Origin of the sequence: Neorhizobium phenanthreniclasticum (assembly GCF_040066075.1) — a bacterium.
GTDB lineage: Bacteria > Pseudomonadota > Alphaproteobacteria > Rhizobiales > Rhizobiaceae > Neorhizobium > Neorhizobium petrolearium.
This window is the reverse complement of sequence record NZ_JBEAAL010000004.1, coordinates 138,419-160,214: the sequence shown is the minus strand read 5'-3', so window position 1 is coordinate 160,214 and position 21,796 is coordinate 138,419. Positions and strand designations below refer to the sequence as shown.

At 61.3% G+C, this 21,796-nt stretch carries 25 protein-coding genes and 1 pseudogene; 8 read left to right on the top strand and 18 right to left on the bottom strand.

Translation table 11 applies throughout. The features are described from left to right. Positions 1 to 495 (top strand): LysR substrate-binding domain-containing protein (locus tag ABK249_RS08880; protein ID WP_348862621.1); only part of this gene is annotated, 495 nt, incomplete at its 5' end. A 64-nt stretch (positions 496 to 559) separates the two neighbouring features. Here ABK249_RS08880 and ABK249_RS08875 read toward each other — a convergent pair. Continuing rightward, a complete protein-coding gene (locus ABK249_RS08875; protein ID WP_210054219.1) occupies positions 560 to 919 on the bottom strand; it encodes a hypothetical protein in 360 nt (119 codons plus the stop codon). 302 nt (positions 920 to 1,221) lie between these two features. Between ABK249_RS08875 and puuD the strand changes: the two genes are divergently transcribed. The 4 genes from puuD to ABK249_RS08855 all read left to right on the top strand — a co-directional run bounded on the left by puuD (position 1,222) and on the right by ABK249_RS08855 (position 5,958). Continuing rightward, positions 1,222 to 2,460 (top strand): urate hydroxylase PuuD, encoded by a 1,239-nt coding sequence (puuD, locus tag ABK249_RS08870; RefSeq protein WP_348862620.1) that lies wholly within the window; start codon positions 1,222 to 1,224, stop codon positions 2,458 to 2,460. Beyond that, complete coding sequence (gene guaD, locus ABK249_RS08865; RefSeq protein ID WP_348862619.1) at positions 2,457 to 3,764, top strand: guanine deaminase; 1,308 nt, start codon at positions 2,457 to 2,459, stop codon at positions 3,762 to 3,764. Before puuD ends, guaD begins: the two co-directional genes overlap by 4 nt. 35 nt (positions 3,765 to 3,799) lie before the next feature. Then, complete coding sequence (locus ABK249_RS08860; RefSeq protein ID WP_227703334.1) at positions 3,800 to 4,705, top strand: adenylate/guanylate cyclase domain-containing protein; 906 nt, start codon at positions 3,800 to 3,802, stop codon at positions 4,703 to 4,705. Positions 4,706 to 4,812: 107 nt separating this feature from the next. Further along, positions 4,813 to 5,958 (top strand): alpha-hydroxy acid oxidase, encoded by a 1,146-nt coding sequence (locus ABK249_RS08855; RefSeq protein WP_348862618.1) that lies wholly within the window; start codon positions 4,813 to 4,815, stop codon positions 5,956 to 5,958. 9 nt (positions 5,959 to 5,967) lie between these two features. Here the strand turns inward: ABK249_RS08855 and ABK249_RS08850 are convergent, their stop codons facing one another. Further along, entirely contained in the window at positions 5,968 to 6,735 is a 768-nt protein-coding gene (locus ABK249_RS08850) for a hypothetical protein (RefSeq protein ID WP_348862617.1), read from the bottom strand. A gap of 111 nt (positions 6,736 to 6,846) precedes the next feature. On the opposite strand from ABK249_RS08850, the pseudogene ABK249_RS08845 reads away from it, so the two are divergent. Then, positions 6,847 to 7,036 (top strand): annotated as a pseudogene (locus tag ABK249_RS08845) (type II toxin-antitoxin system HicA family toxin). A gap of 2 nt (positions 7,037 to 7,038) precedes the next feature. Continuing rightward, a complete protein-coding gene (locus ABK249_RS08840) occupies positions 7,039 to 7,443 on the top strand; it encodes a type II toxin-antitoxin system HicB family antitoxin (protein WP_037148223.1) in 405 nt (134 codons plus the stop codon). Between the two features lie 5 nt (positions 7,444 to 7,448). On the opposite strand, the gene ABK249_RS08835 is transcribed toward ABK249_RS08840, so the two are convergent. From ABK249_RS08835 to ABK249_RS08765, 15 genes are all read right to left on the bottom strand, one after another. Continuing rightward, entirely contained in the window at positions 7,449 to 8,198 is a 750-nt protein-coding gene (locus ABK249_RS08835; RefSeq protein ID WP_348862616.1) for a metallophosphoesterase family protein, read from the bottom strand. Then, positions 8,198 to 8,554 (bottom strand): hydroxyisourate hydrolase, encoded by a 357-nt coding sequence (gene uraH / locus ABK249_RS08830; RefSeq protein ID WP_348862615.1) that lies wholly within the window; start codon positions 8,552 to 8,554, stop codon positions 8,198 to 8,200. The genes ABK249_RS08835 and uraH overlap by 1 nt, the downstream gene beginning before the upstream one ends. Then, positions 8,551 to 9,084, bottom strand: a complete 534-nt coding sequence (locus ABK249_RS08825; RefSeq protein ID WP_415926429.1) for an ureidoglycolate lyase — start codon at positions 9,082 to 9,084, stop codon at positions 8,551 to 8,553. Before ABK249_RS08825 ends, uraH begins: the two co-directional genes overlap by 4 nt. After that, positions 9,081 to 9,443 (bottom strand): HepT-like ribonuclease domain-containing protein, encoded by a 363-nt coding sequence (locus tag ABK249_RS08820; RefSeq protein WP_227703342.1) that lies wholly within the window; start codon positions 9,441 to 9,443, stop codon positions 9,081 to 9,083. The genes ABK249_RS08825 and ABK249_RS08820 overlap by 4 nt, the downstream gene beginning before the upstream one ends. Further along, entirely contained in the window at positions 9,440 to 9,730 is a 291-nt protein-coding gene (locus ABK249_RS08815) for a nucleotidyltransferase family protein (RefSeq protein ID WP_227703343.1), read from the bottom strand. Before ABK249_RS08815 ends, ABK249_RS08820 begins: the two co-directional genes overlap by 4 nt. A gap of 73 nt (positions 9,731 to 9,803) precedes the next feature. Continuing rightward, complete coding sequence (locus ABK249_RS08810; RefSeq protein WP_348862613.1) at positions 9,804 to 10,160, bottom strand: HepT-like ribonuclease domain-containing protein; 357 nt, start codon at positions 10,158 to 10,160, stop codon at positions 9,804 to 9,806. A gap of 2 nt (positions 10,161 to 10,162) precedes the next feature. Further along, positions 10,163 to 10,453, bottom strand: coding sequence for a nucleotidyltransferase family protein (locus ABK249_RS08805; RefSeq protein ID WP_348862612.1), 291 nt, complete (start codon positions 10,451 to 10,453; stop codon positions 10,163 to 10,165). A 57-nt stretch (positions 10,454 to 10,510) separates the two neighbouring features. Then, positions 10,511 to 11,533, bottom strand: a complete 1,023-nt coding sequence (gene alc / locus ABK249_RS08800) for an allantoicase (RefSeq protein ID WP_348862611.1) — start codon at positions 11,531 to 11,533, stop codon at positions 10,511 to 10,513. Further along, positions 11,534 to 12,031 (bottom strand): 2-oxo-4-hydroxy-4-carboxy-5-ureidoimidazoline decarboxylase, encoded by a 498-nt coding sequence (uraD, locus tag ABK249_RS08795; protein ID WP_227703347.1) that lies wholly within the window; start codon positions 12,029 to 12,031, stop codon positions 11,534 to 11,536. After that, positions 12,028 to 12,954 (bottom strand): allantoinase PuuE, encoded by a 927-nt coding sequence (puuE, locus tag ABK249_RS08790; RefSeq protein WP_227703348.1) that lies wholly within the window; start codon positions 12,952 to 12,954, stop codon positions 12,028 to 12,030. Before puuE ends, uraD begins: the two co-directional genes overlap by 4 nt. Positions 12,955 to 13,026: 72 nt before the next feature. Then, complete coding sequence (locus ABK249_RS08785; RefSeq protein WP_037148242.1) at positions 13,027 to 13,329, bottom strand: AzlD family protein; 303 nt, start codon at positions 13,327 to 13,329, stop codon at positions 13,027 to 13,029. Then, complete coding sequence (locus tag ABK249_RS08780; RefSeq protein ID WP_227705159.1) at positions 13,326 to 13,994, bottom strand: AzlC family ABC transporter permease; 669 nt, start codon at positions 13,992 to 13,994, stop codon at positions 13,326 to 13,328. The genes ABK249_RS08785 and ABK249_RS08780 overlap by 4 nt, the downstream gene beginning before the upstream one ends. A gap of 267 nt (positions 13,995 to 14,261) precedes the next feature. Beyond that, positions 14,262 to 15,119, bottom strand: a complete 858-nt coding sequence (locus ABK249_RS08775; RefSeq protein ID WP_037148243.1) for an AraC family transcriptional regulator — start codon at positions 15,117 to 15,119, stop codon at positions 14,262 to 14,264. 47 nt (positions 15,120 to 15,166) lie between these two features. Then, the gene (locus ABK249_RS08770; protein ID WP_227703349.1) at positions 15,167 to 15,874 is read right to left on the bottom strand and encodes a DUF1045 domain-containing protein; all 708 of its coding nucleotides are present in this window, start codon (positions 15,872 to 15,874) and stop codon (positions 15,167 to 15,169) included. Positions 15,875 to 15,997: 123 nt separating this feature from the next. Beyond that, entirely contained in the window at positions 15,998 to 17,206 is a 1,209-nt protein-coding gene (locus ABK249_RS08765) for an NAD(P)/FAD-dependent oxidoreductase (protein ID WP_348862610.1), read from the bottom strand. On the opposite strand from ABK249_RS08765, the gene mnmC2 reads away from it, so the two are divergent. Further along, positions 17,205 to 17,945 carry a tRNA (5-methylaminomethyl-2-thiouridine)(34)-methyltransferase MnmC2 gene (gene mnmC2 / locus ABK249_RS08760; protein ID WP_348862609.1) on the top strand — a complete coding sequence of 247 codons (741 nt, stop codon included), beginning with the start codon at positions 17,205 to 17,207 and terminating at the stop codon, positions 17,943 to 17,945. The genes ABK249_RS08765 and mnmC2 overlap by 2 nt on opposite strands. 93 nt (positions 17,946 to 18,038) lie before the next feature. Here mnmC2 and ABK249_RS08755 read toward each other — a convergent pair whose 3' ends face one another. After that, positions 18,039 to 21,761 carry a PAS domain-containing hybrid sensor histidine kinase/response regulator gene (locus ABK249_RS08755; protein WP_348862608.1) on the bottom strand — a complete coding sequence of 1,241 codons (3,723 nt, stop codon included), beginning with the start codon at positions 21,759 to 21,761 and terminating at the stop codon, positions 18,039 to 18,041. Positions 21,762 to 21,796: the final 35 nt, after the last annotated feature.

The following is a 21,796-nucleotide window of genomic DNA, read 5'->3' as shown; positions in this document are numbered from 1 at the left end:
GATTTCGCGAGAACCGAAGCCGACGTTGCAATCCGCACCGGCAAGGGCGATTGGCCGGGCCTGAGGTCGCATTCCCTGATGAAGAGCCATTTCACGCCGATGCTGAGCCCGGAGCTTGCGGCGACGATCGGAGGGGTAAGGACGCCAGAGGATCTGCTGAAGCTCAGGATCATCGATCCCGGCGATCCCTGGTGGCGCATCTGGTTTACGGCGGCTGGCATGCCGGATGTCGATCTCGGCGGCCGTCCCAGCAGCAAGTTCGGCGCGCAGGCTTTCGAGGCGGCAGCAGCGATCGCCGGCCATGGCGTCGCCATTCTCAAACCTGAATTCTACACCGACGATGTAGCGCTCGGCAGACTGATCCAGCCGTTCGATCTGTTGAGTGATGACGGAACCGACTACTGGCTCGTTTATCCGCAAACCCGCAGGAACTCCCGGAAAATCCGCGCCTTCCGCGATTTCATGCGAAAGACCATGCCGACCTTCAGGGACTAGCGGTCAGTTTTTCTCCAGCGCAATTTCCGGGTGCAAACCGCGTCACACCCGCAAATTCGCCCTTTCAGTAACTCATGTCGGGCGCATAGAAGCACCGTAACGTGTCCTCGGTCGGATAGAGGCAGAGGTGATATTCTTCATCCTGGCTGCGGCGCGCCTGGCTCTGAGGCAGCATGAAATGATGCGGCCGGGTGATCAGCCGGTGGTCGCCCGGCCCGAGAGAGATTTCATAACCACCCTTGATGATCTTGACGTTCTTGGTCGAAATCATCTGGCAATCGCCGGTCATATTGTCCCCGTTGCAGCAGAATCCGTCATATTTCCAAGTCACGCCCTTCGGGCTATGCGCCTCGTGGGCTGCTGCCGATCCGGCATATACACAAGACACAAACGCAATCACCATACCCATCAGAATACCACGCATGAGCTTAGTCTCCGTTGATGAATGCCATCCCCGGCGAGAGCCCTTCACGCAATACCCGGACACCGCCGGTTGACTTGCATCCGCTAAGTTACGTGAGTCGCCTTAGCCGGCTAACCCCCAAATTTTGCAATGCACAATTTAGTACATTCGACAATTGTGAACTTCTGAGGGCGTGCGCGATGAACTCCTATTCGCCCTGTCAAGTTCCGCTATGAAACAAAAAGTTCCGGGCGATAATCGCTTCCCTCTCACCCATTTTTCTCGCAAAGTGACGAGTCGGGGGGCAAAAAGGGGAAGACTGAATGTATGAATATGCCGTCGCCTGGGAATGGCTGAGTTTCGCCGCCCGCTGGTTTCACGTCATCACGGGGATCGCCTGGATCGGCTCCTCCTTCTATTTCATCGCACTCGATCTCGGGCTCGTGAAGCGGCCGCATCTGCCGGCGGGCGTGCATGGCGAGGAATGGCAGGTGCATGGCGGTGGCTTCTACCACGTCCAGAAATATCTGGTGGCGCCGGCCGAGATGCCCGAGCACCTGACCTGGTTCAAATACGAGAGCTACTTCACCTGGCTCTCCGGCTTCCTGATGCTCTGCATCGTCTATTACGGCGGCGCCGACCTCTTCCTGATCGACCGGACGGTGATGGATCTCGCGCCCTGGCAGGCGATCGTCATTTCGCTGGCATCGCTGGCGGTCGGCTGGATCATCTATGACCAGCTCTGCAAATCACCGATCGGGAAGAACACCTGGGGCCTGATGGCGGTGCTTTATGTGGCGCTGGTCGCCATGGCCTGGGGCTATACGCAGGTCTTCTCCGGCCGGGCCGCCTTCCTGCATCTCGGCGCCTTCACGGCGACGATCATGTCAGCCAACGTCTTCTTCATCATCATCCCGAACCAGAAGGTAGTGGTGGCGGACCTGATCGCCGGCCGCACGCCCGATCCGAAATACGGCGTGATCGCCAAGCAGCGCTCGCTCCACAACAACTACCTGACGCTGCCCGTCATCTTCTTCATGCTGTCGAACCACTATCCGCTGGCCTTTGCGACGGCATTCAACTGGGTGATCGCGGCACTCGTCTTCCTGATGGGCGTGACGATAAGGCACTGGTTCAACACGACCCATGCACGGAAGGGCAAGCCGACCTGGACCTGGCTGGTGACGGTGATCCTCTTCATCGCAATCATCTGGCTCTCGACCGTGCCGAAGGTGCTGACCGGCGAGACGGAAACTTCGATGACGCCCCCCATGACATCCATGGAACAGAGATTTGCGTCCAATGCCCATTTCGGTGCTGCCCGCGATGTCGTGCAGGCGCGATGTTCCATGTGTCATGCGGCCGAACCTGTCTGGGAGGGTATCAATTTCACGCCGAAATCCGTGAAGCTTGAAACCGACCGGGAGATTGCCGCCCACGCACGAGAAATCTATATCCAGGCAGGCCGGAGCCACGCCATGCCGCCCGGCAATGTCACCGATATTTCGCCGGAGGAGCGGAAGCTCATCACGGCCTGGTACGAAAGCGCGATATCCGAATGACCGATAAGCTGATCCGCGGGCGGCTCATCTCCTTCAAGCGGGCACCGCTCAGCCTCACCGACACGGAGAGCTATGCATATGAGCACGACGGCGCCCTGTTGGTCGCGGATGGCAGGATTGCAGCCTTCGGCGACTATGCTGCGGTGAGGTCCAGGGCACCTGAAGGCATCGAGGAGATCGACCACCGGCCGCATCTCATCCTGCCGGGTTTCATCGACATGCACCTGCATTTTCCGCAGATGCAGGTGATCGCCTCCTACGCCGCAAACCTGCTCGAATGGCTGAACACCTATACGTTTCCGGAGGAGTGCCGGTTCGTGGAAACCGACCACGCGGCACGGATCGCAACCCATTTCTACGATGAGCTCATCCGCCATGGCACGACGACGGCCGTCGCCTATTGCTCGGTCCATAAAACCTCAGCGGACGCCTTCTTCGCTGAAGCGTTGAAGCGCGGCATGTGCATGGTCGGCGGCAAGGTGATGATGGACCGCAACGCCCCTCAGGGCCTGCTCGACACGCCCGAGATGGGTTATGACGAGACTCGGGCTGTGATCGCCGAATGGCACGGCAAGGGGCGAAACCACGTGGCGATCACGCCGCGTTTCGCGATCACCTCGACGCCGGCACAGATGAGAGCGGCGCAGGCGCTGGCCGAAGAATTTCCGGACCTTCACATCCAGACGCATCTTTCCGAGAACCACGACGAGATTCGCTATACCCTGGAACTCTATCCGCAGGCGAAGGACTATACGGACGTCTACGCCCATTACGGATTGCTTGGGCCGAAAACGCTGCTCGGCCATGCGATCCACCTCTCCGAGCGCGAAGCGGATGCGCTGTCTGAGGCCGGCGCGGTGGCGGTCCACTGCCCGACCTCGAACCTCTTCCTCGGCTCCGGCCTCTTTCCCATGAAGGCGCTGATGCGGCGCGAAAAGCCGGTGCGCGTGGCGGTGGCGACCGATATCGGCGGCGGGTCGAGCTATTCGATGCTGCGAACGATGGACGAGGCTTACAAGATCCAGCAGCTGCTTGGCGAACGCCTCAATCCGCTGGAAAGCTTCTACCTGATGACCCGCGGCAATGCCGAAGCGCTGTCCATGGTGGGAGATATCGGCACGCTGGAGCCCGGCACGACAGCCGACCTCATCGTGCTGGACGCCGCCGCGACGCCGGCGATGAAGCTGCGGATGGAAACGGTGAAGACCCTACCGGAAGAACTTTTCCTGCTCCAGACCATGGGCGACGACCGCGCCGTGATAGAGACTTATGTGGCAGGCAATGCGATGAAGACGGCGCTCTGACGGCACGCGGAGTGCCCATGTGATGCGGAGAAAGCATGAGTGAGACGCAGCGCAAGTTGACAACCATCTTCTCCGCCGACGTGCAGGACTACACTCGCCTGATGGGTTCCGATGAGGAAGGCACGCTGGCGACGCTGAAGCGCTACCGCGATGCCATGTCCGGCCTGATCGCGGCCCATGGCGGCCGCATCGTCAATACCTGGGGCGACGGGTTGATTGCCGACTTTCCGAGCGTGGTCGAGGCAGTGCGCACCGCAGTCGACGTGCAGACGGAGCTTGCGGGCTTCAATGCCGCGAAACCGGCTGCGGAACAGATGCTTTTCCGCATCGGCATCAATCTCGGCGACGTTATCCTCGAGGGGACGGACATCTATGGCGATGGCGTCAATATCGCAGCCCGCCTGCAGGCTTCCGCGCCAGCCGGCGGCATCGTCATTTCCAGCACCGTCTATGATCAGGTCCGCAACAAGGTGCCGGTCGGCTTCGATTTTCTCGGCCCGCTGACGGTGAAGAATGTCTCGGAAGCGATCCCGAGCTACTCCATCCGCATCGGCGAAGCAGCGGCGCAGCCGGCATCCGCCGCCTGGCAAACTGCCGCCGCCGCAATCGATCACGGACCGCGGCCAACCACGTCACCGTCGAAGGTCCGCAAGCGTCTCAGCATTTTCCCCATCGCCGCGGCAGTCCTGGTCATCGTCAACGCACTCACCTGGCAAGGCGTCTTCTGGGCCGCCTGGCCGATCCTCGCCCTCGCCGTCACCGCCGGTGTGATCATGGCGCGGCTGCAGGACCGCTTTGACCGGTACATGACAAGCCTGGCGATCATCGGCATCGGCCTCGTCGGCATTAACCTCCTGTCATGGCAGGGAACTTTCTGGGCAATCTGGCCGCTGACGGGCTTTGCCGTCGTCGCGGCGATCCGCTGGGTCATGCGCAACTGAAACAGGCCGCTGCAAAGGTTGGAAATCCGGTATCAAGCTGATGTTTCCGCTGGCGATGGGCCTCGGATGTGATAGTCCTCCGGAACATTCCGGAGGAAGTTCAAACCATGTCCAAACCGCTGACCATCGCAGACCTGAAAATCCTGGCCCGGCGTCGTGTGCCGAAAATGTTCTTCGATTATGCGGACAGCGGCGCCTGGACAGAGAGCACGTACCGGGCCAACGAGGACGACTTTGCAAAGATCAAGCTGCGCCAGCGCGTGCTGGTCGACATGACCAACCGTACGCTCGAAACCACGATGATCGGCGAAAAGGCAATGATGCCCGTGGCACTGGCCCCGACCGGCATGACCGGCATGCAGCATGCCGACGGTGAAATGCTGGCTGCGAAGGCCGCGGAGGAATTTGGCGTTCCGTTCACGCTTTCGACGATGAGCATTTGCTCGATCGAAGATGTTGCTTCCGTGACGTCCAAGCCGTTCTGGTTTCAGCTCTATGTGATGAAGGACCGCGGCTTCGTGGAGCGGCTGATCGGCCGCGCCAAGGCCGCAAAGTGCTCTGCACTGGTCGTTACCGCCGACCTGCAGATTCTCGGCCAACGCCACAAGGATCTGCGCAACGGCCTGTCGGCGCCGCCGAAATGGACGCTGAAGAGCTTCATGCAGCTTGCCACCCGCCCGCAATGGTGCCTGGAAATGCTCGGCACCAAGCGCCGCGGATTCGGCAATATCGTCGGCCATGCAAGCAACGTCTCCGACCTCTCCTCGCTCGGTGCCTGGACGGCCGAACAGTTCGATCCAAAGCTCTCCTGGGACGACATCCGCTGGATCAAGGACCTGTGGGGCGGCAAGCTGATCATCAAGGGCATTCTGGATGAAGAGGATGCGCGCGCCGCAGCCGACACCGGCGCGGACGCGATCATCGTCTCCAACCATGGCGGCCGCCAGCTCGACGGCGCTCCCTCCTCGATCAGCATGTTGCCGAAGATCATCGATGCCGTCGGCGACCGGATCGAAGTCCACGTGGACGGCGGCATCCGCTCGGGCCAGGACGTCCTGAAAGCCGTGGCGCTTGGCGCACGGGGCACCTATATAGGCCGTCCCTTCCTCTATGGTCTCGGCGCCATGGGCAAGGACGGGGTCACGACCGCGCTCAATGTCATCCGCAACGAGTTGGATATCACCATGGCGCTTTGCGGCAAGCGGGACATCCAGACTGTCGACCGCAGTATTCTGGCGAACGTCCCTTTCTGATCGCCGGCGTCACGAGCGACCGGTCGGACACCATCCGCCCCTGGTTCCCGGCCGGCGTGCAAGGCCCTCTCGGACGAGAATGTCCGAGAGCGAAATGCCGTTCCGTGTGACCTGCCGCAGCTTGTGGCCGTCGACCTCCGCGTCATTGCCTTGCCAGGTGACAAGCTCGAACGGCCCGGAATCGAGGAAGGCGCGCACGCGCAGTTCCGCATCGCTGGCCTTGATCCGCTCCTCCTCGCAGTTCGGCTTCTTGATGTCCGGCACCTCGATGCCGACGAGGCGGACCTTCTGTCCATGGAAGACGAAACGATCGGCGGAGACGACGCAATCGTCTTGTTTGGCCGTGCCACAGAGATAGAATTTCGCCTCATAGGCGCCGGCGAGCTCTTCGCCGGTTTTCGGTGCTTCGGTCGTTCTGGGCACGTCACTTCCCGTCGGCTTGCCGATCGGCGCCGGCGGAATGATGGCGGCCGTATGGTTTTCATCTGGCAACATCGCCGGCTTCGATGTCACCGGCCGGTGAGGGATTGATGCCGCTGGCTTCGGCGGCTCCGGCCTAGCGGGCGCCGATGCGGGCTTCGCAGCAACTTGCACGGGTTTCCCGGACGTCAGGCTGGCGACGAACCGTCGCGCCACGGCCGAATTGTCATAAAGCGCGATGCCGCCGCCGACCACGAGAAGGGCGGCCAGCCACGGCCAGAGCGACGAGCCTGAGCTTTTCGACGCGCGCTTGCCGCCTTTGCGCCGTGAACCGGATTTTCCGCGCGATTGGGCCATCAGAATCTCTCCTGTCGAATCGGACAGAAGTATCCGGAGCAAGGGTTGCCGAAAGGTTTCAGCACGCCAAGAAGCACCTTGAAATTGTGTATTAGTGTGTATAATTTTGCCTTGAGAAGCGCTGAGGTAATTGCGCTGCTGTGCAAGGATGGGCTGGATCGAGCTGGCCCAGAAAGGCAGCCATGTTCAGTTCAAGCATCCGGAAAAGCCGGGACGCGTCACCCTTCCTCATCCGAAGCGCGACATCCCGCTCGGCACGCTCCGCAGTATCGAGAAACAGGCGGGACTGAAACTGAGGTAACCATGAGCAACTATATCGGCCTCATCCACAAGGAAGCAGGAAGTGACTATGGTGTCTCCTTCCCGGACTTCCCGGGCGTCGTAACCGCAGGCTCGACCTTGGACGAGGCCCGTCAGATGGCCGAAGAAGCGCTTGCATTCCACGTGGAGGGCATGGCTGAGGATGGCGAGGCGGTCCCTGAACCATCGAGCCTGGAGGGCGTGATGAGCGATCCAGCCAATCGGGACGGGGTAGCGATTCTCGTGAGCTTGAAGACGCAGGCAGCCAAAGCCGTACGTATCAATGTCACGCTGCCGGAAGACGTGCTTCAGCGGATCGACACCTTTGCAGAGGCGAGCGGCCTCTCGCGCTCTGGTTTTCTCGCAAGGGCAGCGCGACACGAGATGGAGCGCAACACAGCGGTTTGAAGTGATCAGACCCTTCCCGTCGCAAGCGCCATGGCCCAGTCGGAGCGGCCGTTCTCCGCCGCAAGCCGCGACATCGCCATATGGTCATACGGTACGTTGTGGAACTCGGGCACCCAGTCGCCGGCGGGCGTCTTTTCCAGGACGGCATAGGAGGCCATGGCATGGCCTGTCTCCACCTTGTGAAGGAACGGCTTGTCGTCGTCATAGGCCGGGCAGCCGACGCTGCCGGGATTGACGATCAGGCGCCCGTCCGAGAGTTGCACGGCGCGCGGAATATGGCTGTGACCACACAGGATCAGCGGCTGCTCAATGCCGTCGGCCAAGGCCTCGATCTCTTCGAGCGGTTTCAGAAAGACATGGCCTGCCGGCGACACCTGTTCCAGCCAATAGACATTGTCATCCTGCGGCGTCGCATGGCAGAGGAAAATCTCGTCTAGGTAGATGGTACTGAACGGCAGCTTGCGCAGCCAATCGAGATGGCGCGGCGCAAGCTGAGCGTGCGCATGGGCATCCGAAGACGCAAGAGCATCGGCCGGCGTTTCGATGAGATAGCGGTCATGATTGCCCCGAACCGTCTGCACCGCGTGCATATCCAGAAGCAGGAAGAGATCACCGGCCCGGTCTGCCTCCAGGGGACCGCTGAAGCAATCGCCGAGGTTGACGATGTCCCGGATGCCGAGCCCGGCAATATCCTCCAACACCGCCTGCAGCGCCGCGCAATTTCCATGAATGTCGGCAATCGCGGCAAAGCGCATCAGCTTCCCCGATAGGTCGAGTACCCGTAGGGCGACAGGAGCAGCGGCACATGGTAATGCGCCGTCGTATCGGAAATGCCGAAGCGGATCGGGATCACGTCGAGGAAGGCAGGTTCGGTAAGCTTCGCGCCGCCAGCGCGAAGATAATCGCCTGCGTGAAACACAAGCTCGTATTCGCCGGCGACAAAAGTCTCACCGATCAGGAGCGGCCCGCCGTCGACACGACCGTCGGAATTGGTCGTCACCGTCCTGATCTTCTCGCGTCTGTCGCCCGCCAGCCGGTAGAGATCGATCGTCAATCCCTCGGCAGGCGTGCCGCTCGCCGTGTCGAGCACATGGGTGGTGAGGCCGGTCATAGGCTGGGCTCCGCAACGAGGAAAGGGGCGTCGAAAAAGAACTCTTCCAGATTGTTGCCGGGACCGTCACGGTCCGCCACCAGGAAATCGCTGACCGCGTCGAGCGCCATCAGCGGATGGTGCCAGACATTGATCCGGTAGTTCACGCCCTGCCCGACCCTGGCGAGAAACACCTTCGGCCTGCCCGGCTTTCCATCGATATCTTCCGAAACGGCAACGAGGAACGGCCTGTCCGAAAGCGGCGAAAAGCTCTGGCTGCCGAATGGATGCCGCTCCATCATGGTGATCGCATAGGGGAAGCTGCGCGGCTGACCACGGAAAATGCTGAGGATGACGCGCGCGCCCTCTCCCGCAGCTTCGGGCGCCGCCAACGCATGGAAACGTTCCGTGGTGCCATTGTTGATCAGCCGCATGGTCGAAGGATCGGGCTCGATCACGTCGCCGAAGGGGGCGAACGCAGCTTTGGTAAGGGGCTGTATCTCAAGATGGTCGGTCACGTCATTCGCCTTCAATCGTACACTTGCAATCATTCGCCCTGCACACGCCACTGGCGAATCAAGTCGAATTGGGAAACCAGCGCCGGCAAAGAGAGCTTCACGGTGTCGAAGACGACAGGGAGTTCCAACTCATAGTAGTCATGAACCACGAAATTACGCATGCCCTTTATCTTCGACCATGGAATTTCCGGATGGTCCGCGACGAAATCAGGATGATGAGCGATGATCCTTGAAGCGTTTTCGCCAATCAGAACCAGCGCCATGCCCACCGCCATCTGCGTGCGGGCATCGGAGAGAAATGTCTCCAGTTCCATGCCGGCCACGAAATCACATGCCTGAAGCGCGGCGGATCGCATCTGATCGAGATATGCTCTCAAACGGTCCGCACTCATATGGCTCTGGCTTCCGACAGGATCCGCTCGCGCATGGATTTCCGTATGCCCCCCGACGTCACGAGATCGACTTTCACTCGCAGGAGCGTTTCCAGCGTATCTTGCAAGCCGCCCAGATCGAACAATGTCGTTCCCGGAAGCGCATCCACGAGGATATCGAGGTCGCTGTCCGGTCGATCCTCTCCCCGCGCCACCGAACCGAAGACGCGCGGGTTTGCCGCGTTGAAGCGTTTCGTCGCTTCGCGGATCGCCTCGCGGTTCTTTTCCAGCACTTCCGACGGTCTCATGACGATATCTCTTACGATGCAGTCAATATAGGCAAGGCACGAAGGAGAGAAAAGCAGGAGTATAAACCGGGCCTCACTCGCCCTGCGCCCGCCAGTTGCGGAGGGAATCGAGCTGGGAGAGGAGTTCGGGAATCATCCGATCTACAGTCATCCAGACGGTATCGACATCAAGGTCAAAATACTGATGAGCAATCCGATTGCACATGTTCCGGATATCCCTCCAAGGGATCTCCGGATGCTCGACAACAAAGTCCGGAAAACGCTCCATGATTTTGGTCGCGCATTCGCCGATCGCCATGATATTCGCGATGACGGCGTCCTGTTTGATTTCATCACGGACGAACGCGTCCCGCTCCATGCCCGCGACATAGCGCACGGCCTTGCTTCCCGTGACAACCATTCGATCGAGATAGGCTTCGAGGCGCTCCACACTCATATCGCGGCTGCTTCCGCGACAATACGCTCGCGCACTTTCGGCGGAAAATCCCCTGGCACCTTCACATCAACCGTGACGCCGAGTGCTTCCTCCAGATCTCCCTGGAGTCCACCAAGCGTGAAGAGTGAGGTCGTTGGCGAAGGGTCAACCAGAATATCCAGATCACTATCAGGCCGATCCTCCCCGCGCAGCACGGAACCATAGACCCGCGGGTTGGAGACCTGCCGGCGGGCAACGATCTCCCTGATGATTTCCCGGTTCTTTTCCAGCACTTCCGACGGTCTCATGACGGCATCACTCCTGATGCCGCCAATATAGGCTACGGAAGATATCGAGGAAAGAACTCACGCCTTCGGGCCGTAGAGCCTGAGCCGCATCGTCCCGCCATCCGGGTGCATGGCGTAACGCACATGGGTAACCGGGCCGATATCGGCGACGACACCCGCGCCATATTCGTGGACATGGTCCATCTGCAGCTTCTGCCGCGGCAGGATCGGCTTCCAGCTCTCCGATGCGGCAATCTCCGCCTCGGAAAGCACGTCGCCAAGCTCCGGCAGGTAGGCGCCGAGCAGTTCGCACGTATCCGGGAAATTGCCCTTGAAGAAATGCGTGTCGACAATGATGCGTTTGACGACGCCCGGATGGCCGAGGCGGATCACGACCCAGTCATGGCCCGGCCCGCGGCGGCGCTTGGTCTCCCAGCCGTCGCCCATATTGTCGCCACGCCCCGGTCCCAGCATCTTGTCCGGATGGCCGTAATGGGCATCCGACCAGGCGAGCGATTTCGCGCCATGGAATATGTAGGCCAGGTCGATCTCTTGCGTCGTGCCGACCTTGGCCCAATCGAAATGCGCCGAACCGTAGACGCGCAGGCGAGCGATCCCGCCATCGGGATAGATATGCAGACGCAAATGCGTCCAGATCTTCTCCTTGCCGGCATTCTCGAAGAAATGATGCGCGTTCGGCCCGAGCGGCGACTTTGCCAGGATTTCCGTCCAGACCGTCGCATCGGTCGGGTCGCCATCCTCGACGAAAGCAGCCTCGATCGAGCAATGCGGCGGATAGTTGCCGGTGAAATAGCTGGTATCGACGTCGAAGCCGTAGATGCGGCCGGGCATTGCAAGTCTCACGATCGCAAAGTCGTGGCCGGGCACGCGTTTGCGGCGGCTTTCCCAGCCGTCCATGTACTTGCCGTTATCGTCGTAAAGGTCCGGATCGAAACTTGGGGGCGCGTCCTGAAGCATGCGCTCCAGCGGCGCGAAGAATTCGTCGGTCGTGTAGAGACCCTTGGCGCCGAGACGCGCGGAGGCGAGGTTGATCGCGCCGATCACGAAGGATGGCAGGCTGTTGTCGGTCGTCTCGGTCATTCATTTCTCCGGAAACATGGATTGCAGGCGCAGAAGCGCAATTCGTTCGACCTGAGCCGTGGCGGTCGCGAACTCCTCCTCGGCGCTGTTGTGGATGCGCTTTTCGAAGGCGGCAAGGATGTCTTGCCTGTCCAGGCCCTTTACGGCGATGATGAAGGGAAAGCCGAACTTTTCCGTATAGGCATTGTTGAGTTCGGTGAATCGGGCGTGTTCGGCAGCGGTCAGGCGATCGAGCCCGGCGCCCGCCTGTTCCTGTCTGCTGTCTTCGGTCAGGTCGCCGGCGATCGCGAGCTTTCCAGCGAGATCGGGATGAGCACGCAATACGCCGAGCCGCTCCTCATGGCTCGCCTTGCGAAAGATCGAGACAAACGCATCGTGGATGCCCTTGGCGGTCAATGGCACCAGGATCAAGCCTGCATCATAGGCGCGCTCGGCGATGAAAGGCGAATGTTCGAAGACACCGCCGAACTTGGCAATAAAATCGGCACGCGCGCTCACAGGGCACCTGCCGGCTTGTGGTGCTCATGCCAGTGTCTGGCAATCTCGATGCGCTGCGGTATCCAGACCTTGTCATGGGAAAGCACGTATTCCATGAAGCGGCGAAGTGCTGCCACGCGGCCCGGCCGGCCGACGAGGCGGCAGTGCAGGCCGATATTCATCATCTTCGGGCTGCCTTCACTGCCCTCCCGATAAAGCACGTCGAAGGCATCCTTCAGGTAGTTGAAGAACTGGTCGCCGGCATTGAAGCCCTGCGGCGTCGCAAAGCGCATGTCGTTGGTATCGAGCGTGTAGGGGATGATGAGGAATGGCTTGCCGTCCAGCCCCGGCACCCAATAGGGCAGATCGTCCGCATAGCTGTCGGAGGAATAGAGGAAGCCCCCCTCCTCCATGACGAGCCGCAGCGTATTGCCGGACGGCTTGCCCTGATACATGCCATAGGGCCGTTCGCCGGTGAGCTCGGTATGCAGCCGCACCGCTTCCAGAATGTGCTGCCGCTCGGCGTCCTCCGGAAAGTCCTTGTATTCGAGCCAGCGGTAACCATGGCTGGCGATCTCCCAGCCCGCTTCCGTCATGGCGGCGACCGCTTCCGGGTTACGGGCCATGGCGAGCGTCACACCATAGACTGTCGCCTGCACCTTGAGTTCGGTGAACAGGCGCCACAGCCGCCAGAAGCCGGCGCGCGAGCCGTATTCGTAGATCGACTCCATGTTGAGGTTGCGCTGGCCGGGCCAGGGCGCGGCGCCGACGATCTCCGACAGCAGCGATTCCGATGCGGGATCGCCGTCGAGGATGGAGCTTTCGCCGCCTTCTTCGTAATTGATCACGAACTGAACGGCGATATTGGCGCCGCCCGGCCATTTCGGATCGGGAATATTGCGGCCATAGCCGACGAGGTCGCGCGGATAGTCTTTTGCCTGCATCGAATTCACCCCGAACATGTGATGCCGGACGGTAGCGCACCCTTTCCGCGGATGTCGAGACCGAAACGTCGATCAGATGCCGACCGCCCGGAGGATAGCGACCGAGGCGACACCGAGTGCCACGGAAACGAGCATCGGCAGGCGCAATGCCGCAAAAGCAGTCACGGCACAGGCGATTGTTTCGGCAATTCCCGTGGCGAAAGCGGTCGGCGCGACCACCGCCATCAGCACGGCGGGCGGAATCGATTCGATCGCCTTTCTGGCATTGCCTCCGAGCGAGACATGACGGATCAGGAGAAGGCCGCTGACGCGGGTTAGAATGGTCGCCGCAGCCATAGCCAGGATAGCGAGAAGGGTCGCGAAATCGACAGTCATGGCATTGCCTCCACGTCACGGCGGCTCCCGCTGACGACGGCGACAAGCAAGCCCGCAACCGCACCCGCCGCGATGTACCACACGCCCGGCACGAAATGCTGGGTCAGGACGGCGGCGGCACCGCTGGCGATGAGGACTGCGCCTGTCTCCGGTCCTTTCCAGAAGCCCATGATCAGCACGATGAAGACCGCCGGGAACGCGAAGTCGAGCCCGAGCGTCACCGGATCGCCGAGGAAAGCCCCGAGCGCCGCACCGGCAATACCGGAGAAAACCCAGGCGAGATAGAAAGGCGCGACAAGGCCGGCGAACCAGCAAGGCGTCAGTCTCGCGGCGCCAGCCCGGAATTCCGCCATAGCCCAGATTTCGTCGGCGAGGAACAGCATCGCGACATATTGCGCACGCGGGCCGAATTCTCCCATCTTGGTGCCGAGCGAAGCGCTCATCAGCACATGGCGGATATTGACGAGCAGTGCCGCGAATCCGACGCCCGCCCACGAGGCCGGATGCGTCCAGATGTCCATCGCCACGAATTGCGAACCGCCGGCGAAAACCAGCGCACTCATGAGGCCCGCTTCGGCGGGCGTCAGGCCCTTGGTGGCCGCCACCGCGCCGAAGACGAGGCCGATCGGGATCACCGCGGCGATCAGCGGCGATATCGCCCGCATGCCGCCGAGAAAGTTTTGCAGTCTTGTATTCTCATTCACGCCGAAGAACCTTTGATCTCATGCAGATGCTCTTGCCCCTCATCTGCCTGCCGGCACCTTCTCCCCGTTAGACGGGGAGAAGGACGCAAGCCGCAAGCTCCCAGTTCCCTCTCCCCGCCTGCGGGGAGAGGGCTAGGGTGAGGGGCATGCATAAGACGCCTGATATCCAACGTCTTGAACAAAAGTGATGCCAGGTGGAAGGCTTCAGCGACCGAGTGGTGGCCATCGTTAGCGAGCGCGATATTGCCCCGGAGTCAAACCCGTGCGTGCCTTGAAATGCCGGGTGAAATGGGCCTGGTCGGCGAAACCGCATTCGAGCGCGATCTCGGCTGGCTGCCCGCCTTCCTGCAAGCGCTTGCGCGCCTCGCGGATGCGGATGTCAGTCAAAAAGGAATGCGGGGTGATATGGAACTCCTTGCGGAAGGCCCGGATCAGGTGCGCGCGGCTGAGGCCTGCGACGGCGGCAAGCTCTTCGAGGCCGATATCGGTCGCATAGTGTTCCACCAGATAGTCGCGGGCCTGGTGTACGGCGGACCGTTCGGATGTATCGGTCGGGACGATGATCGAGCTGCCGTGCCGGCGGAACATGGCATCGAGCACGATGAACATGGGTTGGCTCGTCTCCAGCGCGCCAGCCCCCTCCTCCAGTGTGCGATGTGCTTCATGGAAAGCGTCTGCCAGCGCTTGATCATGCAGGATCTGCTTGCCGAAGGCGGGCGTGCCATTGAAGGGTTTTCCCGTAACGTCCTCCAGGATTTCACGGAAAAGCGACATGTCCGGATAGATCATCCGGTAGCGATAGCCACCGTCCTTCGGTGCGCCGTCATGGATCTCGCCGGGATTGATGAGATAGAGGTCGCCAGGCCCCGAGGCTTCGCGCGTGCCGCCGATGGTGGCGATCTGCGTGCCTTTCTCGATCGCGCCTATGCTGAAAGTATCATGCGCATGTGGGGCGAATTCATGGGTCAGGAACGTCGCGCTCAGGCATTCCATGCCGCCAAAACGGTTATCCCGCCAGAAGCGGGTTGTCTCCGCTTTCGCCAGCGGCATGTAATCGGCGGCCTGTTGCTGCGAGATATTCTCCATCGGAGAAATATAACAGATCCGCCCGCCCGCTTCTTGAACAAAAGTGATCAGGCGATCTTGCGCGCACTCACCCGGCCCATCGGATGCAGCGAATGCACCAGGAAAGGGGCACCCGGCTCTTCCTCGATGAAAAGTGCAAGATTGACGACCTCGACCAGCCTCTTCAGGTAGGGATCGAAATAGTCGCGCAGCGCCCGTTCGAAACGCGGCAGGTCGGCAGCTGAAAGCGGACCGGTGAGCGTCATATGAAAGCGGAACTCGTCCATGACGTAGGGGGAGCCCCAACGGTGGAGGTTGGCGAATTGCGGCGCGGAGAGATCGCCGGGATCGCTGCGCTCCAGCTCGGCTTCGGAAAGCGGTGCGCGAAAGACGTCGAATTCCTGTACCACGGACGCGGCGAGGAAGCGCATAGCCTCGGACGGGATCACCGGCGCCAGGGCGAAGAAATTCCCGAGACGCACCACCTCCAGCCCGGGGAGTTCGAACGGGTTGTGCGCGCCGGCAAAACGCATCAGGTGCCGCAGCAGCATCGGTTCGGTGATGTCGGGAGCGAGCCGGAACGGCGCTTTCAGCGTTGCATGGAAACCGTAGCGGCGTGGCAGCGCCGTGTTGAAGGCGATGTCGTGGATGCCGATACCGCGGATCGCCGGCGGCTCCATGGCCTCGCCGGAGAAGGCGTTGCGGCCGAGCCACTGTGCCGCGGCCAGCGTCAGCGGATCATGAGCCGGGGGCGTGAAATGAATGGCATAGCGCATGCATCACCTTCTCGTGCTTCCTTCCCCGGACCCTGCTGTTTTACGCATTGCTCAACAATCCCTGCGGAGGGGTTAAGTGATTTGCGTGACAGATTAACGACGAGGACGACGAAAAGTTCGCGTTTAACGCGAAGCCATTTCGAGATGACTGGTGAGCGTAAATGACGCAGGAACCCGCATTTCACGGGAACTCGCGGCGTCGAGCGCCGCTTCCGCCAGTTCATGAGCGAGCCCGAAGCTCACCTTGAAACCACCTGTGAGAGCAATCACGTTCGGATGGTCGGGGTGCGGCCCGACCATCGGATCGCGGTCGATCGCCTTGGGGCGCAGCCCCGCCCAGCGCTCAATCACCGGCGCATCCTTCAAGGCCGGTACGAGCGCCCGGGCGCGGACGATAAGATCGTCGAGCAGCGCATCGGTCGCAAAGGCGTCCTCGAACGTATCTTCGCTGGTGCTGCCGACCGCAACATGGCCGCCTTCATGGGCGACGACATAGAGGCCGTTCAGGAAAATGACCGGCAGCGCAGGGTCGATATCAGCCGCAAGCAGCGCCGCCTGCCCCTTGACCGGCTGGCCGATCGGACGTGGCAGCGGCGGCGAGATCGGTTCGATGAGCGGGAAGGACCGATGGCCAGCGGCAACAATGCAATGGCCGAAGGTGATGCTTTCGCCGCCCGTAAAGACAATTTTGCTCATCGCGGGCTCGATCATCTCCGCGCCGACGCCCTCGACAGTCCGGACATGTCTTGCGGAATACAGGAAGGTAGCAAGCGCAGAGGTCAGGCCGCGCGGCGAAACGCGCGCCGCAAACGTGTCGTGGACGAGGCCGGCCCCGGCGAAGGAGGCATCCGGCCAGCCTTCCTGCAGTGGACGGTCGATGACGTGCCAGTGGAAACGGCGGTCGCCATGACGCCATGCGGCTTCTGCGTCCTGCGAGTGGCGAAGGGCGATCGTCCGCAAATGCGGTTTCGGCAGCGGGATCAGCCGGCCGCAACGGCGATAGCCGCAGGGGATGCCGGTCGCCGCCTCGATCCGGACGATCTCGTCTTCAAGGGAGAGCAGCGCGTCGAACTGGTACTGTTTCTTGTCGTTCCACTTATCCGGCATATGCGGCATCAGCGCACCGAGCAGCCCGCCGCTCGCCCCCTGCCCCAACCGGCCGGCATCGACAAGCACGGTCTCGATACCCAGCCGTTCGGCCTTTACGGCAGCCCAGAGGCCCATGATGCCACCGCCGAGAATGACGAGATCGGCGGTGGGAGGAATATCGCGAGATTGACCGTCAAAACTTGATTGACCCCTTGAGCCGGCAGGATTATCCGCATGTCCCATGAGCAACCGTGATCCCGAAATGCTTGTTACCGCCGGCCAGATGCTGGACTCTCAGACGTTGGACTGGCACGACGGCGATATGCCGTATTCGAAGGAGTTTGGCGATCACTTTTATTGCCGCACCGACGGCAGACAGGAATGCGGTCACGTCTTCCTGGCCGGCAACGGCCTGCCGGCGCGCTGGTTGCAAGAAAAGTCACCATGCGGGGACTTTCGGATCGGAGAGCTCGGTTTCGGCACCGGCTTGAACTTCTGCGAGACCTGGCGGCAATGGAAGCTCTTCCGTGGCCCGGCCGCGCGACTGCATTTCATGTCCTTCGAGCTCTATCCGATGAAACGCGAGGAGATCGATCGGGCGCTTTCCCGCTGGCCGGAGATCGATGCGGAGCGCCAGGCGCTCGCCGCCGCCTGGCCGGACGCTCCGACCGGCCAGGTCGATCTCCAGATGGCTGGTCAAACGCGACTGACGGTGAGCTGCGGCCCGGCACTCGCAGGCGTCACCGGAGCCGAACCCGGCTTCAATGCCTGGTTCCTCGACGGTTTCGCGCCATCGCGCAATCCGGACATGTGGTCACCCGAACTGATGCAGGCGCTCTATGAGAAGACCGCGCCTGGCGGCACTTTCGGCACCTATGCCGCGGCAGGCTTCGTACGGCGCAACCTTCAGGCAGCCGGTTTTTCGGTTGAACGCCGTCCGGGCTTTGCGGGAAAACGCGAAATGCTGTGCGGGAAGAGGTAACAGAGAAGCTGGTTACAAACTCGGGCGGCGGTGGAGCACCTATGCGGCCGGTCGTACAAGTGCCGCTTGCTGCCCTACGCTCCGGAGCATCCGTCAGTTCGAAACCGACGTCACTACCGCTCCGCCAAGCCAGTTGCGGATCTTGGCTTCCAGCGCTTCCGGGCTGATCGGCTTGGAAAGATAGTCGTCCATGCCCGCCTGCAGGCAGAGTTCCCGGTCGCTTTCGAGCGCATGCGCCGTAACCCCGATGATCGGAGTATGGGTGCCGGTTTCCTGTTCCATTTCACGGATCTTCCGGGTCGCCTGATGGCCGTTCATGACCGGCATGGACACGTCCATGAGGATCACCGCCGGATCATGCTCCTTCCAGGCGTTCACCGCTTCCGCTCCGTTCTTGACGATCTGGAAAAGCCAGCCGGTCGTCTGCAGGATCTGTGTGAAGACGATCTGGTTGACCTCGTTGTCCTCGGCGACCAGCACGTCGAGGGTCGCGGCCGGGTGCACCGGCGAGGTGGAAACCGGCTCCTCGGCAAACACCGGTTTCGAAGAGGATGCCGATACCGAAGCGGGATCGCTAGCGGCCGGTAAGGTCTGCATGACCGCCGCAACGGCTGCGGCTGGCCTCGGCCGGGCGGAGACCGGCAGATTCTCCAATGCCCGCCGTTTGGTGCGGATCGAGCGGACCACGTCGATGATCGTGCTGCGCAGGAGGTTGGCGCGGGCCGGCTTCATCAGATGGGCCTGGATGTTGAGGGCGGCGAACATGCTGTCGTCGCCAGCCATGTCCATCGAAGTCAGGAAGATGACGCCGGTGCCGTCGAAACGCGGATCGCGTCGCATATGCCGCGCGAAATCGAGGCCGTTCATCTCCGGCATGTGATAATCGAGCACGATGACATCCAGGACAAAGCCGATCCGGGCGGCTTCCCGGATGATCGCCAGGCCCTCGGCTCCGCTCTCGGTGGCAACCGTGTCGAAGCCCCACATGCTGAGCTGTTCCGTCAGGATGCGGCGGTTGACGGGATTGTCGTCGACCACGAGAACGCGCGCGCCGCTCGTGTTGATCGGCAGCGATGTCTGGACGTTACGTTCGCTGACCACCTGGAACGGCAGATGCACCGTAAAGACCGATCCGCGACCGAGTTCGCTCTCTACCTCGATATGACCGCCGAACAGCTCCGTCAGGCCGGCCGTGATGGCAAGCCCGAGGCCGGTGCCTTCGTGGCGGCGAGTGGAGGACGAATCCACCTGAGAAAACTTCTCGAAGACCGACTTCAGCTTCTCGCCGGGAATACCGAGGCCGGTATCCTCGATGCGGACGGAGAGCATCATCTCGCCCGGCCCGATCGGTTTCGACACGAGGTCGATGAAGACATGGCCCTTTTCGGTGAACTTCACCGCATTGCCGACGAGATTGGTGATGATCTGGCGGAAGCGGCCAGCATCGCCCAGAACCGTCTCGCGGACGGAAACATCGCCGCGGACGATGAGCTCGATATCCTTCTCGGCGGCGGACGACGAGAGCAGCGTTGCCACATCCTCGATCGCCTCGACCGGATCGAACGGAGCTTTCCTCAGCTTCATCTGTCCGGCGTCGATCTTCGAGAAGTCCAGAATATCGTTGATGATGGTGAGCAGCGCATTGCCGGACTTGACGATGATGTCGATAAAAGTCTTCTGACGGGTGTCGAGATTGGACTTGGCGAGCAGCTCCGCCATGCCGAGCACGCCGTTCATGGGTGTGCGGATTTCGTGGCTCATATTGGCGAGGAATTCGGACTTCGCCCGATCGGCCGCTTCGGCCCGCTGCAGGAGCCGCGTCAGGTCCTCTTCACGTTCCTTCATCTCGGTGACGTCGGTGAAGATCGCCAGCCAATGATCACTGCCGGTGATATTCGCCTCCACCTGAATCCACTTGCGGCCGTCAATCCGGAAGGAAGCGTGAACCGGCCGGCCGGCCGAAACATTTTCATCCCACGACCTCAGCGTTTCCGCCGCGTCCTCCGGTGAGCCGAGATCGCCGCGCTTGACGCAATAGCGGAAGATCTCGCGCCACTGCCTTCCCGGCACGGCCATATCGGCCGGCATATCGAGCATGTGGGGCAGAGCATCGTTGGAGAAGATGATTTCGCCGTCGTGAAGGATGAGCAACCCCTGCGACATAGCGCTTGTCGCATCACGCATCAGCGCGCCGTGCTGCTCGAGCGCGGCGCGAGCCTCGTGGATCTCCTGCTCGCGCCTGCGGATGGCGGTGATGTCCATATAGGTGAGCAGCGTCTTGTCGCCGGAGAGCCGTGTGTGCGAAATGACGAGGGTACGGCTGTTGCGGCTCTTTACCTCGATCGGCGCCCCCTCGTGATTTTCCCTTAGCGCAGCGACGCGCTCTTCGTAGATCTCGTCGAAACTTTGAGTCGAACCGGCATAAATGCCGTGGTCGAAATTGATCTTGAGGAACTCACGATAGGAGCGCCCCGGCAGGTCTACCTGTTCTCCGGCGTCCCAGAAAGAATAGAAGGCCGGGTTGGCATATTCGAACAGGAACTTGTCATCGAGAATCGCGATACCGACCGGTATGGCATGCAGGATCGTCTGCAGGTCCCGGCCGAGCTTCTCCGCCTTTTTCTGCGCCTCCTTGATGAGGGAAACATCCGTGCGGGAGCCGACGAGATGATGCGCACCGTCCTGGGTGGTGATACGGCGCAGGCGGGTAATGACGGGGATCGTGGAGCCATCGGGGAACCTGACGTCCTCCGACTTGTCGATGTCCTCGCCTTGCATGACCCGGTCGTTTTCAAGACGGAAGCGATCGGCCGCGTCCGGGAACATCTCCGTCTCGGTCTTGCCGAGGAAATGTTCTCGCGGGCTGCCCAGCATCGTCTCGTAAGCGGCGTTCGCATAGGTGAGCCGGCGGTCGCTGTTGCGAACGAAGACCGGCACCGGCAGATCCTCGAGCACGGCCCGGAACAGGCCCGTCTCCGAAACCTGCGTGCGCAAGAGCATTTCCTGCTCCTTGAACTCCGTCACATCGTGGCGGATAGCGATCAGAAGGCCGTTTTCCAGCCGCTTGTTGATGCTTCGGACCCATCGCCCGTCGGAAAGCTGGTCGACGCTTTCCGAATAGGGAAGCTCAAAGGGCTTCATCCGTTCGGCAATCCAAGCCGCCTTGTCCGGCGGGTTGGCGCCCAGGCTCTGGGGAGACAGGCGTTGCCGCCGGTCATAGGCATAACCGAGGACTTCCCTGAGCGTGATACCGGGCTTGATGTCCACCGAAATGGACGACAGATAATCGATGAGCTGGGAATTGCAGTAAAGGAGAGCATCGTTCTTGTCGTAGATGCCGATGCCCATCTCAAGCATGTCGAGGGCGTCGTCGAGAAGCGCGTTGTTGAAGAATGAGATCGGCTCTACGTCCCTTCCGTTAAAGGGCACGGCATCGTGCTGGCGCTCGAAGGCCGATCCTGGGTCCGAAACCGAAGCGAACGTGCCGAACAGATAGGTATGATCGTTTTCCGTCAGAAAACGCTCGATGTGGATTTCATGGCGCACCGCGCCGGAACGGTCGAAGCAGAGCGCCGTCTCGTCTGTGCCGAAGACGATCGCCCGGCATTCCTTTTCCCTGCGGTCGGCGTCTTCCGCCGCGCCGGAGAGACTGCGGCTCACCGTGCCGGCGAATTCGCTCGGATCCAGACCAAAGAGGCGCGCATAGGCCGCATTCACCGCTACGTAAGCGAGGGCGCTGTCCTTGATGAAGGCGGGGTCGGCGAGATCGTTGATCCGCTCGCACGCCGTTTTCAAGAGTTCGCTTTCCGTCTCCACCTTCCCCCACTCCGTCGTGCCGGCCTGACACCGTT

What these genes read in the sequence shown, in the direction of transcription:
- ABK249_RS08875 (WP_210054219.1), bottom strand. Translation starts at nt 919, where the DNA reads ATGCGTGGTATTCTGATGGGTATGGTGATTGCGTTTGTGTCTTGTGTA.
- puuD (WP_348862620.1), top strand. Translation starts at nt 1,222, where the DNA reads ATGTATGAATATGCCGTCGCCTGGGAATGGCTGAGTTTCGCCGCCCGC.
- guaD (WP_348862619.1), top strand. Translation starts at nt 2,457, where the DNA reads ATGACCGATAAGCTGATCCGCGGGCGGCTCATCTCCTTCAAGCGGGCA.
- ABK249_RS08860 (WP_227703334.1), top strand. Translation starts at nt 3,800, where the DNA reads ATGAGTGAGACGCAGCGCAAGTTGACAACCATCTTCTCCGCCGACGTG.
- ABK249_RS08855 (WP_348862618.1), top strand. Translation starts at nt 4,813, where the DNA reads ATGTCCAAACCGCTGACCATCGCAGACCTGAAAATCCTGGCCCGGCGT.
- ABK249_RS08850 (WP_348862617.1), bottom strand. Translation starts at nt 6,735, where the DNA reads ATGGCCCAATCGCGCGGAAAATCCGGTTCACGGCGCAAAGGCGGCAAG.
- ABK249_RS08840 (WP_037148223.1), top strand. Translation starts at nt 7,039, where the DNA reads ATGAGCAACTATATCGGCCTCATCCACAAGGAAGCAGGAAGTGACTAT.
- ABK249_RS08835 (WP_348862616.1), bottom strand. Translation starts at nt 8,198, where the DNA reads ATGCGCTTTGCCGCGATTGCCGACATTCATGGAAATTGCGCGGCGCTG.
- uraH (WP_348862615.1), bottom strand. Translation starts at nt 8,554, where the DNA reads ATGACCGGCCTCACCACCCATGTGCTCGACACGGCGAGCGGCACGCCT.
- ABK249_RS08825 (WP_415926429.1), bottom strand. Translation starts at nt 9,084, where the DNA reads ATGATTGCAAGTGTACGATTGAAGGCGAATGACGTGACCGACCATCTT.
- ABK249_RS08820 (WP_227703342.1), bottom strand. Translation starts at nt 9,443, where the DNA reads ATGAGTGCGGACCGTTTGAGAGCATATCTCGATCAGATGCGATCCGCC.
- ABK249_RS08815 (WP_227703343.1), bottom strand. Translation starts at nt 9,730, where the DNA reads ATGAGACCGTCGGAAGTGCTGGAAAAGAACCGCGAGGCGATCCGCGAA.
- ABK249_RS08805 (WP_348862612.1), bottom strand. Translation starts at nt 10,453, where the DNA reads ATGAGACCGTCGGAAGTGCTGGAAAAGAACCGGGAAATCATCAGGGAG.
- alc (WP_348862611.1), bottom strand. Translation starts at nt 11,533, where the DNA reads ATGACCGAGACGACCGACAACAGCCTGCCATCCTTCGTGATCGGCGCG.
- puuE (WP_227703348.1), bottom strand. Translation starts at nt 12,954, where the DNA reads ATGCAGGCAAAAGACTATCCGCGCGACCTCGTCGGCTATGGCCGCAAT.
- ABK249_RS08785 (WP_037148242.1), bottom strand. Translation starts at nt 13,329, where the DNA reads ATGACTGTCGATTTCGCGACCCTTCTCGCTATCCTGGCTATGGCTGCG.
- ABK249_RS08780 (WP_227705159.1), bottom strand. Translation starts at nt 13,994, where the DNA reads ATGCGGGCGATATCGCCGCTGATCGCCGCGGTGATCCCGATCGGCCTC.
- ABK249_RS08775 (WP_037148243.1), bottom strand. Translation starts at nt 15,119, where the DNA reads ATGGAGAATATCTCGCAGCAACAGGCCGCCGATTACATGCCGCTGGCG.
- ABK249_RS08770 (WP_227703349.1), bottom strand. Translation starts at nt 15,874, where the DNA reads ATGCGCTATGCCATTCATTTCACGCCCCCGGCTCATGATCCGCTGACG.
- mnmC2 (WP_348862609.1), top strand. Translation starts at nt 17,205, where the DNA reads ATGAGCAACCGTGATCCCGAAATGCTTGTTACCGCCGGCCAGATGCTG.
- ABK249_RS08765 (WP_348862610.1), bottom strand. Translation starts at nt 17,206, where the DNA reads ATGGGACATGCGGATAATCCTGCCGGCTCAAGGGGTCAATCAAGTTTT.